Annotated in this window: 19 protein-coding genes; 10 read left to right on the forward strand and 9 right to left on the reverse strand. The window is 59.8% G+C overall.

Features of this window, described 5'->3' with window-relative positions:
* Window positions 1-3 precede the first annotated feature (3 nt).
* From HL45_RS09165 to HL45_RS09175, 3 genes are all read right to left on the reverse strand, one after another.
* Window positions 4-576, reverse strand: a complete 573-nt coding sequence (locus tag HL45_RS09165) for a metal-dependent hydrolase (protein WP_049970809.1) — start codon at window positions 574-576, stop codon at window positions 4-6.
* 218 nt (window positions 577-794) lie between these two features.
* The gene (locus tag HL45_RS09170) at window positions 795-1,106 is read right to left on the reverse strand and encodes a HalOD1 output domain-containing protein (protein ID WP_049970810.1); all 312 of its coding nucleotides are present in this window, start codon (window positions 1,104-1,106) and stop codon (window positions 795-797) included.
* Window positions 1,107-1,314: 208 nt separating this feature from the next.
* The gene (locus HL45_RS09175) at window positions 1,315-1,680 is read right to left on the reverse strand and encodes a HalOD1 output domain-containing protein (protein WP_233274732.1); all 366 of its coding nucleotides are present in this window, start codon (window positions 1,678-1,680) and stop codon (window positions 1,315-1,317) included.
* Window positions 1,681-1,837: 157 nt separating this feature from the next.
* On the opposite strand from HL45_RS09175, the gene dinB reads away from it, so the two are divergent.
* Together dinB and HL45_RS09185 are read left to right on the forward strand one after the other, a co-directional pair.
* Window positions 1,838-3,148, forward strand: coding sequence for a DNA polymerase IV (dinB, locus tag HL45_RS09180; RefSeq protein ID WP_049970812.1), 1,311 nt, complete (start codon window positions 1,838-1,840; stop codon window positions 3,146-3,148).
* 25 nt (window positions 3,149-3,173) lie between these two features.
* Window positions 3,174-3,449 carry a hypothetical protein gene (locus tag HL45_RS09185; protein WP_049970813.1) on the forward strand — a complete coding sequence of 92 codons (276 nt, stop codon included), beginning with the start codon at window positions 3,174-3,176 and terminating at the stop codon, window positions 3,447-3,449.
* Between the two features lie 24 nt (window positions 3,450-3,473).
* On the opposite strand, the gene tpiA is transcribed toward HL45_RS09185, so the two are convergent.
* The 3 genes from tpiA to HL45_RS09200 form a co-directional block, all read right to left on the reverse strand.
* Window positions 3,474-4,118, reverse strand: a complete 645-nt coding sequence (tpiA, locus tag HL45_RS09190) for a triose-phosphate isomerase (RefSeq protein ID WP_049970814.1) — start codon at window positions 4,116-4,118, stop codon at window positions 3,474-3,476.
* A 269-nt stretch (window positions 4,119-4,387) separates the two neighbouring features.
* Window positions 4,388-5,341: a TIGR03557 family F420-dependent LLM class oxidoreductase gene (locus HL45_RS09195; RefSeq protein ID WP_049970815.1), complete on the reverse strand. Its 954-nt coding sequence runs from the start codon at window positions 5,339-5,341 to the stop codon at window positions 4,388-4,390.
* 39 nt (window positions 5,342-5,380) lie between these two features.
* Window positions 5,381-6,067, reverse strand: coding sequence for a hypothetical protein (locus HL45_RS09200; RefSeq protein ID WP_049970816.1), 687 nt, complete (start codon window positions 6,065-6,067; stop codon window positions 5,381-5,383).
* 128 nt (window positions 6,068-6,195) lie between these two features.
* Here HL45_RS09200 and hisC point away from each other — a divergent pair, with 128 nt between their 5' ends.
* From hisC to HL45_RS19915, 4 genes are read left to right on the forward strand one after another with little or no spacing between them, the layout of a single operon-like run.
* A complete protein-coding gene (gene hisC, locus HL45_RS09205) occupies window positions 6,196-7,269 on the forward strand; it encodes a histidinol-phosphate transaminase (protein ID WP_049970817.1) in 1,074 nt (357 codons plus the stop codon).
* The gene (locus HL45_RS09210) at window positions 7,266-7,793 is read left to right on the forward strand and encodes an adenylate kinase family protein (RefSeq protein WP_049970818.1); all 528 of its coding nucleotides are present in this window, start codon (window positions 7,266-7,268) and stop codon (window positions 7,791-7,793) included. Before hisC ends, HL45_RS09210 begins: the two co-directional genes overlap by 4 nt.
* Window positions 7,790-8,395 carry a CDP-alcohol phosphatidyltransferase family protein gene (locus HL45_RS09215; RefSeq protein ID WP_049970819.1) on the forward strand — a complete coding sequence of 202 codons (606 nt, stop codon included), beginning with the start codon at window positions 7,790-7,792 and terminating at the stop codon, window positions 8,393-8,395. The genes HL45_RS09210 and HL45_RS09215 overlap by 4 nt, the downstream gene beginning before the upstream one ends.
* A 51-nt stretch (window positions 8,396-8,446) precedes the next feature.
* Window positions 8,447-8,977 carry a multiprotein bridging factor aMBF1 gene (locus tag HL45_RS19915; protein ID WP_084156849.1) on the forward strand — a complete coding sequence of 177 codons (531 nt, stop codon included), beginning with the start codon at window positions 8,447-8,449 and terminating at the stop codon, window positions 8,975-8,977.
* Between the two features lie 191 nt (window positions 8,978-9,168).
* Here HL45_RS19915 and nreA read toward each other — a convergent pair whose 3' ends face one another.
* Together nreA and HL45_RS09235 are read right to left on the reverse strand one after the other, a co-directional pair.
* Complete coding sequence (gene nreA, locus HL45_RS09230) at window positions 9,169-10,428, reverse strand: DNA repair protein NreA (RefSeq protein ID WP_049970821.1); 1,260 nt, start codon at window positions 10,426-10,428, stop codon at window positions 9,169-9,171.
* 118 nt (window positions 10,429-10,546) lie between these two features.
* Window positions 10,547-11,512, reverse strand: a complete 966-nt coding sequence (locus HL45_RS09235) for a transcription initiation factor IIB (protein ID WP_049970822.1) — start codon at window positions 11,510-11,512, stop codon at window positions 10,547-10,549.
* Window positions 11,513-11,641: 129 nt separating this feature from the next.
* Between HL45_RS09235 and rnhA the strand changes: the two genes are divergently transcribed.
* Window positions 11,642-12,235: a ribonuclease HI gene (gene rnhA / locus HL45_RS09240; protein ID WP_049970823.1), complete on the forward strand. Its 594-nt coding sequence runs from the start codon at window positions 11,642-11,644 to the stop codon at window positions 12,233-12,235.
* A complete protein-coding gene (locus HL45_RS09245) occupies window positions 12,228-12,830 on the forward strand; it encodes a DUF7108 family protein (RefSeq protein WP_049970824.1) in 603 nt (200 codons plus the stop codon). The genes rnhA and HL45_RS09245 overlap by 8 nt, the downstream gene beginning before the upstream one ends.
* Here HL45_RS09245 and HL45_RS09250 read toward each other — a convergent pair.
* Entirely contained in the window at window positions 12,827-13,183 is a 357-nt protein-coding gene (locus tag HL45_RS09250; RefSeq protein WP_049970825.1) for a PadR family transcriptional regulator, read from the reverse strand. The genes HL45_RS09245 and HL45_RS09250 overlap by 4 nt on opposite strands.
* Window positions 13,184-13,396: 213 nt before the next feature.
* On the opposite strand from HL45_RS09250, the gene HL45_RS09255 reads away from it, so the two are divergent.
* Both HL45_RS09255 and HL45_RS09260 read left to right on the forward strand, forming a co-directional pair.
* Complete coding sequence (locus tag HL45_RS09255) at window positions 13,397-13,930, forward strand: inorganic diphosphatase (RefSeq protein ID WP_049970826.1); 534 nt, start codon at window positions 13,397-13,399, stop codon at window positions 13,928-13,930.
* A gap of 155 nt (window positions 13,931-14,085) precedes the next feature.
* Window positions 14,086-15,198: a DHH family phosphoesterase gene (locus tag HL45_RS09260; protein ID WP_049970827.1), complete on the forward strand. Its 1,113-nt coding sequence runs from the start codon at window positions 14,086-14,088 to the stop codon at window positions 15,196-15,198.
* Window positions 15,199-15,249 lie beyond the last annotated feature (51 nt).

Raw genomic sequence — 15,249 nt, forward strand, 5'->3', positions numbered from 1 at the left:
CCGCTATCGCCCCGTGACCGCCTGTCGGAGCTCCGCGACGATTGGCGCGCCGTCTACGAGCCAGAGGAGGAACACGAGCGAGTACGGCGCGAGGTAGATGGCGAGCACCATCAACTGCGTTTCCGTCGAGAGCGAGTACAGAAACGCGCCGATGATGCTGAACGCGCGGTCGAACAGGGACACCTCGTGACCGTAGGGCGGCAACGTCACGACGGGCCAGAGGACGGGTGCGAACGGCGACTCGTCGCGCCCGACGATTCGGATGAGCACGTCGCCAGCCAAGTGTGACCAGTAGCCGACCGTGAACGCCGCACCGACCGCAGTTCGGCCTTTGAACAGTGCGGCGGCAAGAACCAGCAGGCCGACTGAAATCGCAACGAACACAGAGTGAGCGACGGAGTAGCCCTGCGGGAACAGATGCAGACCCCACGAGAGGGTTTTGTCCACGAGGTCGGGTAACTGCGTTCCGAAAAGGAGGGCGAGCACCGCGAGTCCGGCGGGCGGCGCGCGCGTCCAAATGCGATGGCCGAGTGAGTACACGACGTAGCCGAACGCAGCGTGACCCCACGGCATCATGGCCTGCTCACCGCAGGGGATGCAGTGGCAGTGCGACGTGGGAGGGAACCAATCGTTCGCATCGGACTCCGACACGGGTAGCTCATCTGGCTTTGGGTAGCAGTTCGAGGAATAAAAATCCGAAGAAGTTCCCGATTGTTTCCGTATGGGGATGTGATTGTATCGGTTACCCTCGGCAGTACGGAGGTGAGTAAACGGTACAGTATAATTGTCTCCGACTACTCTTTCACGACGACTTTCCCGTTCGCGTCAACGGTTACCTCGTACACGTCGTAGTGGAAGGTCATGGAGACGTTGTCGCGCGCCTCGCCGTACCGTCGGGTACGGAACAGGGCATCGATGGCGTCACAGTTCACGACTGCGTGAAGCGGGCGCATCTCGTTCGGATGCTCGTCCATCACCTCTGCGAGGACGCGTACGATACCTGCACACGTGTGTCCGTTGGCCATCTCCGATTCGATGTCGAAGACGTACGTCGAAGACGCTTCGGACGAATCGTCGCCACTGTGATTTTCTATTTCGATTCCCATACGATTGTCAGTAGGCGGTTTAACCACGATTGTACTACTACGGATTCAGAGGCGCAATGAGTATATATCTATCGACGACTTGCGGATACCACTGGTGAATTGTCCAGTATCACTGAAACACGACGACAATATTCGAATCCGAGAGATATTATTCAACGGAGACATTCACGGTTGAAATACTATCTGTCCGTGAGACAGGAGTGATCTATCAGTTGTCACCGGAAGTGGATTCGGATGCCGAGGAGAAAGATTCCATAGAACCGACTGATTCGGGCGACTCGGTCGAACGCTCTCGAAGACGTTCGATTTCGACTCGCCCGTCGCTGTACACCGTTACCTCGTGGCCATCGTAGTCGAAACTCACGTGACCATCCGAGCGAGGGTTTCCGAGTTGTGTTTTCGAAAACAAGGAGTCGAGCGCGTCCGGGTCGATAATATCGTAGAGGACTGGTCTGATTTCCGTGGGCATCGTCCCTTCGTGTTCGGCGATGGCGTTAACGACCCGAATACTGGGCCGGTCGTCGATACTCGACTCGCGCTCGGTGGAATCATCCATCTCGTCCTCTGCTACCACACATCCCCCAATAAATATGCCGAAACATGCTATAGAGCGCCCAAAGCCCCTATATTTAGTGCTTTTGGCCTCTCCCATCCTCGCGCGCAGAATTTACCCGAACACTTCCACCGCGGTTTGCACAGTTTAATTCGACTGGCGCGAGAACGCACCACTGATGTCGAACCGCGGCGGTTCACGCTTACCCGGCGTCGGCGACGAGCGCGAGGAGCGAATCGTCTTCCACGTCGATATGGACTGTTTCTACGCGGCTTGCGAACGCCTCCGCGAACCCGAACTCGAAGGCGAACCGGTTGTCGTCGGCATGGGATACGAAGAAGGGGAATCACATGGCGCAGTCGCAACCGCGAGTTACGAAGCCCGAGAACACGGCGTCGAGAGCGCACAAGCCATCGGAAAAGCACTCGAACGACTGCCGCGGAAAGGAGTCGCGGAGACCGCTGGCGATGATTCGGATGCGACGGGCTACTACCGTCCCGTGGACATCGACTTTTACAAATCCGTCAGCGAAGACGTGAGGGCCATTCTCCACGACTGCGCGGATACCGTGCGCGAGGTGAGCATCGACGAGGCCTACCTCGACGTGACCGACCGAACCGCGTGGACAGTCGCGGAGGGGTTCGCCCGGCACGTCAAAAACCGAATTCAGCGCGAGGTCGGCGTCCCGGCGAGCGTCGGCGTCGCGCCGAACATGAGCACCGCCAAAATCGCAAGCGACTACGACAAACCGGACGGCTTGGTCGTCGTGGAACCGGGAACCGTCCGCGACTTTCTCGCCCCACTCGGCGTGGCCGAGATTCACGGTGTCGGCCCCGTGACGGCGCGAGAACTCCACGAAATGGGCATCGAGACGGCGGGCGACTTAGCCGACGGCGACCCCCGTGCGCTCGCCGACCGATTCGGCGAGCGCGGACGCGAACTTCACCAGCGAGCGCGCGGCGACGACGACCGGGAGGTTACGCCGCGGGGGCGACCGAAAAGTCTCTCGCGCGAATCCGCGTTTACCAGTGCGACGAGCGACTCCGAGGAAAAACGCTCGCGTGTCGAAACCCTCGCAACCGCCGTGGCGGAGCGCGCCAGCGACCGAAACGCGATGTACCGAACCATCGGCGTGAAGGTCGTGACGCCACCATTCGACGTACACACCCGCGAGCGGTCGCTTCCCGGCCCGGTTGACGACCCGGAACTCGTCGTCTCCGTCGCGCTCAATTTGCTTTCTGAGTTCGCAGACGACCGAGTTCGAAAAGTCGGCGTGCGCGTCTCGAATCTCCAATTTACCGAAATCGACCAGACGAGTCTCGACGGATTCGACGCGCCAAAGCGCGTCGAATCGGAAGGGAATGGAGAGGAACCATCGGACACCGAGCGAGAATCGACCGAGAGCGATGCCGAGGAGAAGAACGCCGAAACGGACGAATCCCAAACTGAAAACTCCCGTTCCGGTCAGGTGTCGCTTTCCGACTTTTGATTACCATCGACTCCATACGCTCGATATGAACAAGCTAGCGCAGGCCGGTGAGGGTCGCTGGCATCTCCCGCAACACGCCCACATCATCGTCTACGAGGCCGAAAAGGGAGACGAACTCCTCACGATTTACGACTGCGGAGCGGCACAAAAACCGCCGTCTGCGCAGGTCATTGGAAACCTCGTCCGCGTTCGGGCCGAACACGAACTCGACCGAACCGTGACTGGCTACATCGTCAAAATGCGGGAACGGTCGGTGCTGGTCGAACAGGACGCAGACCACTTCGTCATCACTCCGGTCTAATTTTCGAGGAGGTACTAAACCGGCTCAGAGCGGGGAAACGAGGTCTTCCAGCGCGGCCGTCGGGTCATCGGCCTTTGCGACGCCGCTGGCCAGCAGGACGCCCTCGGCACCCAATTCGCGCGCCGACACGAGGTCTTCGCCCGTGCTGATTCCCGCGCCGCAGAAGACGCTCACGTTCTCGTCCACTGCTTCCGCCGCGGCCACGGCGTCGGTGACGATGTCCGGGTCGGCCTTGCTGACGGGCGTTCCGGTGCCGATGAGTTCCGGCGGTTCGACCGCAACGGCATTCGGGCCGAGTGCGGCGACCGCACCGACCTGTTCGGGGTTGTTCGCGCAGACGGTCGTGTCGAGTCCGGCGCGCTCTGCGGCGTCCAGTCCCGCGTCGATGTCCGCCAATTTGAGGCGATTTTCGGAGTGGTTGAGCATGGTTCCGGTCGCGCCCGCGTCGGCGACTGCCTCCGCGAGGGTGCTTCCGGTGTGGCTTCCGTGTTCGACTGGACTGACGTGCTGCCCCCACGTTTCGACGCCCGTCTCCGCGACCTGCGAGAGGTGGGCCGTCTGGGGCGCGACAGCGATGTCCACGCCGCTCGCGTCGCTCACGTCGCGGACGGCTTCCGCGATTTCGATTGGGTCGCAGGGGTACGCCTTCAGGTTGACGAGTACGAACATGTCCGAATCGACTGTCGGCGCGCCCAAATAGATTCCGAGTGCGCGAAACCGTGGTGGAAGGGAGGAAGAAGACGACTCTCTCGTGTTGGTGTGGCTATTGGTTGGCAGTGGGGCGCACACATGTTGCAAGCCACACCTGCGAGACAGTGACTTTGGTACTGTGATGACTGCTGTGGCTCCCACTCCGCCAAATCGGTGTCTGTGATTTGTACTCTTTTCCCTAATCGAAACGTTCAAAAAATATGTTCCAGTTCGCTTCCTGCAGTCGCTCACCCGAACTCGGGCAGAACCTCTTCTTCGTAAAAGTCGAAAAACGACTCCTGATTCGGGCCGATTTGGTGGACGTAAACGTGGTCGTAGCCCGCGTCCACGAACTGTTGTAGGTTGTCGAGATGCGTCTCCGGGTCGGGGTCGGTGACGATGCTTCCCGCCGCGATGTCCTCTCTGGTGACCATCTGGCAGGTCTGCTCGAAATGCGTCGGCGTGGACAGTTGGGCGGCGAGTTCGCCCGGAAGCGACGTATTCGGCCAGTTTTCCAGCGCCGTGTCGATTGCCTCCTCCTCGTCTTCGGCGTAGCAAACCGACATCTGGCTGTACTTCGGCCCGGAACCACCGGCTTCTTCGAACGTCTCGACCACGTCTTGCGGGCCAACACTCCAGAAGCCGTCACTGATTTCGGCGGCTGATTTCGCCGCCCGAGGCCCGTAGGCCGAGACGACGATGTCCGGCGGTTCGTCGGGGAGGGTGTACAGACGCGCGTTTTCGACCGTAAAGTGGTCGCCGTGATAGCTCTGTTGTCCGCCCTGCCAGAGTTTCCGGATGATTTCGACCGCCTCTTCGAGCATGTCGAGTCGAATCGGATGTTCGGGCCAATGTTCGCCGGTGATGTGCTCGTTCAGTCGCTCGCCCGTCCCGACGCCGAGGAAGAACTTTCCCTCGAACATCGTGGCGGCGGTCGCGGCGGCCTGCGCCACGATTACCGGATGGATTCGCATAATTGGACACGTGACACCCACTCCTACCGGCAGGTCGTCGGTCGCAGTGGCAACACCGCCGAGAGTTGACCAAACGAACGGACTGTGGCCCTGCTGGCTAATCCACGGATGGAAGTGGTCAGAAATCGACGCGAAATCGAACCCCACCGCTTCGGCGCGGGTGGCGTGTTCGACCAAGTCGTTCGGATGATGCTCCTCGCTCGACAGCGTGTAGCCGAGTTGCGTCATCGGCTTCCCTCCACTGGTTCGAATTTCATAGCATCCACGCTACACCAGTCGTTCGCATGAACGCACTGGCTGAAAAAGCAAGGTCGAAATCGTACCGCACCTCCTCACGACTCTACTGCTGAGGCAGTTGGCGACCACGGCGTTGCTGTCGTCCCTGCTGTTCTTGCAGGCGCTCACCTTGATGTTCTTCGTATCTGTGTGACTGCTGGCCGTGCCCCTGCCGTTGTTGGTGTCCCTGCTGTTGTCCCTGTTGACGGCTCTGGCCGTGTTGGTGACCACTTTGACCCTGCTGTTGAGTTTCCTGTGAACCCTGCTGGCGACCGTACCGTTTTTGTCGTCCCTGCCGCCGTTGGTGGCGTTGCTGTTGGCTCTGTTGTTGTCCCTGTCGCTGCTGGCCATACCGGCGTTGCTGTCCTTGCTGCCGGAACTGTGATTTTCGCTGTCCCTGTTGCTGTTGTTGACCTTGCGGCCGTCGCTGTTGAGTTTGTTGTCCCTGCCGACCGTGTTCGGGTTGTTGTTGCCCGTGCTGACCGCCCTTCTGTATTTCCTGTTGTCTCTGCTCTTGACGACCGTATCGTCGCTGGTCGCCTCGCTGGTCGCCTCGCTGTCGCCCGTGCCTTCGTCGTTCTTGCCCGCCTCGTCTTTGTTCGTCCTGTCCTTGCTCCCTGCCCTGCTCACGCCGTCGCGGGCCACCGTATCGTTCCATTCCGGATTTCTGCTCGTCACTGCGACGCGACTCGTCGTGCTGATGGTGTGTCATGATTCAACTCCCACCAAGGGAACACCGCAGATTTCCTTAGGCGTGTTGGCCTCAGGTGGCCATACTTAAGGCTAGTCGGTCACTTCCTCCCGATATGGAACCACGAGACCTCTCCGCGCACGTCGCATATCAAGCCGGACGGGGCATCGAGGAGGTCGCTCGGGAACTCGGATTCGACCCGGACGACCTCGTGAAACTCGCGTCGAACGAGAACCCGTTCGGCCCGAGTCCGGCGGCAGTCGATGCCATCCGAAACGGGGCCGGAAACGCCAGTTCGTACCCGAAAGCGTCACACACCGACCTGACCGCTCAACTCGCCGAACGCTGGAACGTCGAACCGGCACAGGTCTGGTTGGCCAACGGCGGCGATGGCGCGCTGGATTATCTTTCCCGCGCCATGCTCGAACCCGGTGACGAAGTTCTCGTTCCGAGTCCCGGATTCGCCTATTACGGCATGAGCGCGCGGTACCACCACGGCGGGGTGTCGGAGTACTCCCTCTCGAAGGACGACGGATTCAAACTGGCCGCCGACGCGGTTCTCTCGGCCTACGATGGCGAGCGAATCGTCTATCTCACGAGTCCGCACAACCCATCCGGCGGAATGTTCTCACTGGACGCCGTGGACACGATTGCGGACGAAACGGACGAGAAAACCCTCGTCGTCGTGGACGAAGCATACGGAGAGTACGCCGAGGCATCGAGCGCAATCAGCCTGCTGGACGAGCGAGACGACGTGGCCGTCCTCAGAACCTTTTCGAAAGCGTTCGGGTTGGCGGGCGTCCGACTCGGCTACGCCGTCGTTCCGGACGACTGGGCGGACGCCTACGCCTGCGTGAACACGCCGTTCGCGGCGAGCGAACTGGCGTGTCGGGGTGGCCTCGCCGCACTGACTGACGATGAACACGTCGAGAAATCGGTCGAAACGGCGCGTTGGGCGCGCGAGTACATCTACGACAATCTCGACGCCCCGACGTGGGAAAGCCACGGGAACTTCGTCCTCGCGGAGGTCGGAAACGCCAGCGAGGTCACGGAGGCGGTTCAAGAACGCGGCGTCATCCTCCGCGACTGCACGAGTTTCGGCCTCCCTGAATGCGTGCGAATCACCTGCGGAACGAAAGACGAAACCGAGCGAGCGGTTCAGGAACTCAACGAGGTGCTGACGGCGTGAAAGTTGCCGTAACCGGCACGCCCGGAACCGGAAAAACGACCGCGACCGAACTGGTCGAAACCGACCTCGAAGTCGTGCACCTAAACGACGTGATTCGGGAAGAAGGACTGGACGAGGGCACGGACGAGGAACGAAATAGCCTCTATGCGGATTTCGACGCGATTCGGGGGTGGTTGGCCGAGCGCGAGGATGAAGATGGAAACGAGAACGGCGTTCTCATCGACTCGCATCTGGCCCACCACTTCGATGTGGACAAGGTCGTCGTTCTTCGATGCCATCCCGAGCAGTTGGCAGAACGATTGGTTGAGCGCGGGGAGACGGCACCAAAAGCCGAAGAAAACGCGGAAAGCGAAGCCCTCGACGTAATTCTGTCGGAGGCAGTCGCGGAGCACGGCACCGAATCGGTGTACGAAATCGACACCACCGACCGAACACCGGAGGACGTGTCAACTGACATCGAAGCGGTTATTCGGGGCGAGCGCGCGCCTTCCGCTGGAACCGTCGATTACCTCGATTATCTATGACGCTCGACCAACTTCGCCCCATCGCAGACCGCGCGCTCCGTCCGTTCGTCTCGGTATCGAAACAAGCCGGACTGACCCCGGACTCCATCAGCGTCATCGCCTTCCTGCTCGCTGGCGGTGCTGGTTGGGCGTTCTATCTCGGCGATTCAGTTCCGATGTGGTACCTCGTCGGCGCAGTACTCGTCTTTTTGAACGGCTGGCTCGACCTGCTCGACGGTGCCTTGGCGCGCGAACTCGGAACTGATTCCAAAGCAGGGGACTTACTCGACCACGTCCTCGACCGCTACGCCGACATCGTGCTGATTGCGGGATTGGCGGCGGGACTTGAGCAGTACGCCCTCGGACTCGCGGCAGTGACGGGCGTGCTGATGACCTCGTACCTCGGCACGCAAGCCCAAGCGGTCGGTTTAGACCGCGTCTACGGCGGGCTGGTCGGACGGGCGGACAGACTGGCCCTCATCGGACTCGTCGGCGGAATCGCTCCGTTCGTCGGTGCAGTCGGTGGCTACTCGCTCGTCGTGCTTCTGCTCGGTTTCCTCGCGGTCATCGGTCATTTCACCGCGCTGCAGCGGTTCTATTACTCGTGGCGCGCGCTGGCCTGATATAGCCACTGTGGCGTGCCATTTATGAGTCGAGACGGTAAACGTTGACACATGGTTCAGTGTGAGATGTGCGGTGCCGAAACGGCCTCGCCGAAGAAAATCAAGGTCGAAGGCGCGGAGTTGGATGTCTGTGACAACTGCGTTGACTTCGGGACGGAAGTAAAGACACAGCAGTCCTCAACCACGTCAACCAAATACTCTACCTCCTCGTCGTCGGGCAAATCGAGCGGGAGTTCCGGTACTTCGAGCCCGTCTTCCGGCGGGTCGCGCTCGCGCCCCTCGGACATGTTCGACGACATGGACGAAATCGTGCAGGATTACGACGACCGAATCCGCGACGCGCGTGAATCGTCCGGCCTGAGTCAGGAAGACCTCGCCAAGGAACTCAACGAGAAGGCCAGTCTCATCCGAAAACTCGAACGCGGCGACATGCTCCCCAGCGACCGCGTGCAGAAGAAACTCGAAAAGAAACTCGAAATCAGCCTCACCGCCGGAAGCGCCGGGGCAGACGACGAAGAGTGGAGCGGCGGCAGTTCGACCGGCGGCACCACGCTCGGCGACGTCGTCAAACGCAAGGACTGAGACTGAACGGTCGGGGTTCAGTTTGCGGTTTTCGTTTTCGACATCGATACTGACCGGTTCCGAATAGTAAGCCTGGTTCAACAGAGCGGCGACCACAGAAGTCACGTCACTAACATCACTGTCTCGGTAGCGTGACGGAGAATCAGTCCGCGCCTCACCAAAATCAACGCACTGCCTTTCCTCCCTCCAGTCTACAACCCAAAGTCGGACAAGTTGGCCTGCACGCCGGAGACCATCTCGGATTTCCGCCGGAGGGTGTTCATCGAAATCGGGAGTTCTGGGACGATGTTTCGAACCGCGGCGTGGAACGATTCGGATTCGCCGAACTCGCCCTCGAAGGCGTTTCTGACGCTTTCGCGCACCTGCCAGACGCCGACGGGTGCCCAGTAGTCGTCGCTGACCTCGCGGAGGACGAGGGCTTTGGCCTGTCGCCCGATGTCTTCCAGCTGTTCGAGCACGCCGAGTCGGGAGGCGTAGTACGCGCCCGCTGTTTCATCGACGTATTTCGTCCGACCTTCGAATCCCTCGTGGGCGCTTCCCATCCAGATGTCGCCTGTTGCGGATGGATTCCAGATGCTTCCCGGCGCTTTCATCTCCACGAGTTCGAATTCCCACTGCCCCGGCGAGAGGACGACCCAGTAGCGATTGCCCATGTACTCGTTCACCCAAACTTGCGTTTCGTCGATGCTCGGGGCGTTGCGGATTCGACCACGGAGATACTGTCCCACGGTGTCGTCAACCGCCGTAATCGACCAGCGCGTCGGGACGAGTCTTCGGTTTTGTCCCTTCCCGAGCGCGCCCGCAGACAGGACGTTGTTGATGTCGTACACGTCGAATCCGCGCCGGTAGAGGTAGGTCATCGCGCCTTGGGCCTGCCAGTCGTCGTCCTCCAAGGTTTTCTTCACGTGGCGCGGAACGTGCGGGTTTTCGGTGAGATTTGCCGAGGTTGCGCGAGCAGAGGGGCCGGTCGGCGTTGCGATGTCGTCCACGTTCACGTCCAAATCTAGCTTTTCCGTGAGCCCGATTTCCACGTCAACCGGGCGGTCGGCGATGGCGATTTCGCGCTGGACGCCGACGAAGCCGTCCCACACGTCTTCTACGTTCACCTTCGCGGAGCGATTCGAGTTCAGCAGGCCGGTTCGATACTGGAGGACGTTGTCGATGTCGAGGCCGCGCTGGTACCAGTCGCCGCTGGTGGCGAACTCCGACGCGCGCTCTTCTTCCCCGACCGGCGAGAGGATACCGGTCGAGACGTTGGGGTACGACGACCGACCGACGAACACCGAAGGCGAGGTGCTTCCGAATAGCGAATCACCTTGGGCGACTTCCGAAAACCGGTCTTGGAAGTCGTCCACGTAATCCAGAATTTCGTAGGATTTTTCCTCGGCGAGTTGGCGGCGGCGCTCCTCCTCGTCCGGGCGCAAATCCTCGATGTAGTCGTCCAACCGCATTCGCTCGATGTAGGGAGGGGAGTGGCTTCAACGTTCGGACAGCGGACTGAAAGTGGTGCAAAATATTTTGCCAGTGGCAGACGCTCGGGGGGAGCAGACTGCAAAAAAGTGAACGTGCTTAGCTGTGGATTCCCATCGCTTCTATCTGTTCTTGATACCGATTTCGGATGGTGACTTCGGTCACCTGTGCCACATCGGCGACTTCCCGCTGGGTCTTCTTCTCGTTGCAGAGAAGCGAAGCGGCGTAAATCGCGGCGGCCGCATACCCGGTTGGGGATTTCCCCGAGAGCAATCCTTCTTCGGCGGTGGTTTCGATGATGTCGTTCGCTTTCGACTGCACTTCTTCGCTGAGTTCGAGTTCAGAACAGAACCGCGGGACGTATTTTTTCGGGTCAACCGGTTTCATCTCCAGGCCAAGTTCCTGTGAGATGTAGCGATAGGTTCGTCCGATTTCCTTTCGTTCGACGCGCGATACCTCCGAGATTTCTTCGAGACTTCGCGGAATCCCCTCCTTTCGACAGGCGGCGTACAGCGCGCTTGTCGCAACCCCCTCGATGGAACGCCCCCGAATCAAATCCTCCTTGAGCGCCCGTCGGTAGATGACGGACGCGACTTCGCGTACCGACCGCGGTACGCCGAGTGCGGAGGCCATTCGGTCGATTTCGGACAGGGCAAACTGGAGATTTCGCTCGCCCGCGTCCTTGGTTCGGATTCGTTCCTGCCATTTGCGCAGTCGGTGCATCTGACTGCGCTTTTTCGAAGAAATAGACCGACCGTAGGCGTCTTTGTCCTTCCAGTCGATGGTCGTCGTCAGCCCTTTGTCGTGCATCGTCTGCGTGGTCGGTGCGCCCACGCGAGATTTCTGCTGGCGCTCTTGGTGGTTGAACGCACGCCATTCCGGGCCGGGGTCTATCTTTTCTTCTTCGACGACCAACCCACAGTCGTCACAGATGAGTTCGGAGCGGTCGTTGCTTTTTACTAAATTTTCGGACCCACATTCAGGACAAGCACGCTCTCCCTCTCGTTCGTTCGCCGTTTGCTCCCCTTCAAGTTGGCGCTCCCGCTGGCGAGTAGACCGTGTCATCGCACTTTTATAGTAGTAACTTCTTCACACTTAAAGGCTTGGGCAAAAGCCATATATACTTGACAACCGGTACCACAGTTTCTCCTCGCACCGGAACCTGTTTACTCGCCCACAGACGAATGACTTGCAATGCCAGTCATCGAGTGTGACGTGGACGAGGCGCGCGAGACGCTCGCCGACGCCGGGGTGGTTATCTCGGATGGAAAGAGCGAATATGAACACTGGCGGGCCAGATATAACGATGCAATCGCCATCGCCTACGACGACAAACTCGTGATTCAGGGGTCGAATCCGCAATCTATCGAAGCTCTGCTCCGCGATTCCGGCGGCCACGCCTACCTCTATTTCGACGGCGGAAGTCGCGGGAACCCCGGCCCGGCGGCCATCGGCTGGGTCATCGTCACCAGCGACGGAATCGCCGGGGAAGGGAGCGAACGAATCGGGCGCGCGACGAACAACCAAGCCGAGTACGACGCGCTCATCGCGGGCCTCGAAGCGGCCCGCGATTACGGCTTCGATTCGGTGGACGTGAAGGGAGATTCACAACTCGCCATCAAGCAGGTCACTGGCGCGTGGAAGACGAACGACCCGGAACTCCGCGAACGGCGGGTTCGCGCCCGCGAACTCCTCGACGGCTTCGACAAATGGTCGCTCAAACACGTTCCGCGGGAGGTAAACGAGCGCGCGGACAAGTTGGTCAACGAGGCGTTAGACGATGGCTGATTTGCCGGACGAGACAGAAGCATCTGATGAACTAGAATCAAGAGACGAAGCAGAATCGCCGGACGAATCCGAACTTCCGCAAGAAACCGTCGAAGAGGCGGAGCGACTGACCCACCTCGCGCGCGATGTAGAGGGCGACGAGGCCGACGCCTACCGCAATGAGCGCGACGAACTGCTCGCAGAACAGGATTTCGTCGCGCGTGTGCGGGAGGACGAGGCACGAAGCGTTCTCGTCCTCCATCCAGCGGACTGGCTGGAAGACAGCACGATTCAGGTCGAACGAATCGAGGATACCGAACGAGCGGTCGAAATCCCGTTAGACGGTCCAGGCGACCCGGACGATTGGGACGACATCGACGCCCACAACCGTGCGGTTGCGGCGACGGTTCGAGAGCAACACGGCGACGTTCACGGTGCAAATGCCGAAGCCTTCGCCGATTTCATGAGCAACCACTACGCCCGGCCGGTAGAGTCGGCAACGGATGAAGAGGTCACTGAGTTCTGTACCGAGTATTTCCCGCGAAACGCATGGCCCACGGACGAAGAAAAATCGATTGTCGAAACGTCGGTCGAACTCGTGTTCGACTGCGTTTAGCTGTGTTTCTCGATGAGCGCACGAACCTGCTCTACGCGTTCGTCGTCCGTGACGAACTTCGAGAGCGACCACGCAAAGGAGTCTTCGACCGCTTCGAGACCGGCTTGCGTCAGACCGTACTGGTTGGTACGCTTGTCGAGTTCGCTCTTCTCGACCAATCCACGCTCGACGAGCGTGTCGAGGTTGGGGTACAGACGGCCGTGGTTCACTTCCTCGTCGTAGTAGTTTTCGAGTTCACGCTTGATGGCGAGTCCGTACATCGGTTCCTCGGTAAGGACGATGAGGATGTTACGCTGGAAAGCGGTGAGGTCGCGGGCGGTACTGCTTTCGGTGAGTGTTTGTGCCTCTGACATTGGCTTTGACAGGACGAAATATGTAACCGAGATATTTAACCCTTCTCAAGTTTCTTGGTGTTTCTCTCCGCTTTCGCTCGATTTTACTCGGGAATACCACAAGTCGATTACGGAGGTGTGTTTCGTTTTTGGGTGGTTCATCGAGCGATGCAATGGGGTTTGAGTCGATGCCGAAAGGACTTTTTGGTCTTCCCGTGCAGTCGCAAACGACCCATGACGAATCTCTGGGAAGACCTGGAAACAGGACCGAACGCCCCTGAAGAAATCTACGCCGTCGTCGAGTGTCTCAAAGGCGACCGGAACAAGTACGAGTACGACAAGGACATTCCCGGCGTCATGCTCGACCGCGTACTTCACAGCAACGTTCACTACCCCGGCGACTACGGGTTCATCCCGCAGTCTTACTACGACGACGAAGACCCGTTCGACGTGCTCGTCCTCGTTGAAGATTCGACGTTCCCCGGCTGTGTCATCGAGGTTCGCCCGGTCGGCCTCATGAAGATGGACGACGACGGCGAACAGGACGACAAGGTCATCGCCGTCCCCATCGAAGACCCGCGCTTCGACCACATCGAGGACGTCGACGACATCACCCAACAGCAGAAAGACGAAATCGACGAATTCTTCCAGACCTACAAAAATCTCGAAGCAGGCAAGGAAGTCGAGACGCAGGGCTGGGAGGACAAACAGTCCGCACTCGACGCAATCGAACACGCACAAGACCTGTACAACCAAAACTTCGCGTAATCGTCGCTCTCCAATCTCGTCTTTTTCGACGGCGTATCTCGCTAGTGACACGAACTACATCGCTACTCGAATTTCGCCCAAAACAGACCTGTCTTATAACTGCTACAGTAATCCAGCCGAGATGATTTACTCCATACGCCAGTTGTGTGATACTAATGCCCGTCGGAGTCCTCACCGAAAACTTGCCCGTCGTGCTCACAGCAGTGCTGTTGGTTCTCTCCGGCGGCGGCATCCTCTACGCCGTTCAGTTCCGTTCTCTTCGCCGCACAACCGAGAGAGCACCCATCGACCGACTTCGGGACACCGTCGCGGGACAGAACCGGGTCGCACTCGTCGTCCCTGAAGGTGCGAGCATCGACTCGCTCGCGTCGGCAGTCGGTTTGCAAGCCCTCTGTAAGGATTGGGGCGTTGCGGGGCGAATCGCCGCAGAAGGCGAGGTAACCGGCGAGGACAGCAAAGCGTTCTGCAACATCTTCGACGTGGATTTGACGACCATCGACGAGCGAGGTGACGAACTGCAAGATTGCGACGCGGCAATCGCGGTCGGCGGCGGCGGTGCGGTTCCCCGATTGGCGAACAACCCGCCGGTCGTCGGCGTCATCCGCCACCGCCCGACCGCGGAGGAAAACATTCTAACCGTTACGCGAACCGACGACGGGGCGACTTCGACCGTCGTCACAAAACTCGTTCGGGACGCGGAACTGATTCCCGACCAGCGAGTCGCCACGGCACTGCTGTACGGTATCCGTGCGGGAACCCGGGAGTTCCGGCGCGCGAACGGGAAAAACGATTACGACGCCGCAGGCTTCCTCCACGCCTTCGCGGATTTGGGCCGTATCGAGGATTTGCGCTCGCCGGGTGTCAGCGGTGACACCTTCGACGTACTCGGCGAGGCCATTGCAAACCGAGAACGCCGGGCGAGTTTCGCCGTGACGAACGTCGGCGTGGTTCCTTCGGTAAGCGCACTCGAAGAGGCCGCGGATTCCCTGCTCCGACTGGAAGGCGTCTCCACCGCGGCGGTGTTCGGCATTCACGAGGAAACCATCGTCATCTCCTGCCGGGCCGAAGACGTTCGAACCAGCGCAGTGGACATCCTCGACGGCGCGTTCGACGCGAGCGAAACGACCGGTGGGAACACGGACGCCGCAACCGCCCGCGTTCCGCTGGGAATCTTCGCACAGGTCGATGGGGAACACGCAACCACGTTGGATTCGCTCATCGACGCCAGCACGCGCAAAGCGTTGTTCACTGCGTTCGAGAGTTCGTAGGTTTGACAGCAGGTGTTCGTAGGTTCGACACTCTGTACCACGGAAACGAAG

The sequence above is a fragment of the Haladaptatus cibarius D43 genome (genome assembly GCF_000710615.1).
GTDB classification, from domain to species: domain Archaea; phylum Halobacteriota; class Halobacteria; order Halobacteriales; family Haladaptataceae; genus Haladaptatus; species Haladaptatus cibarius.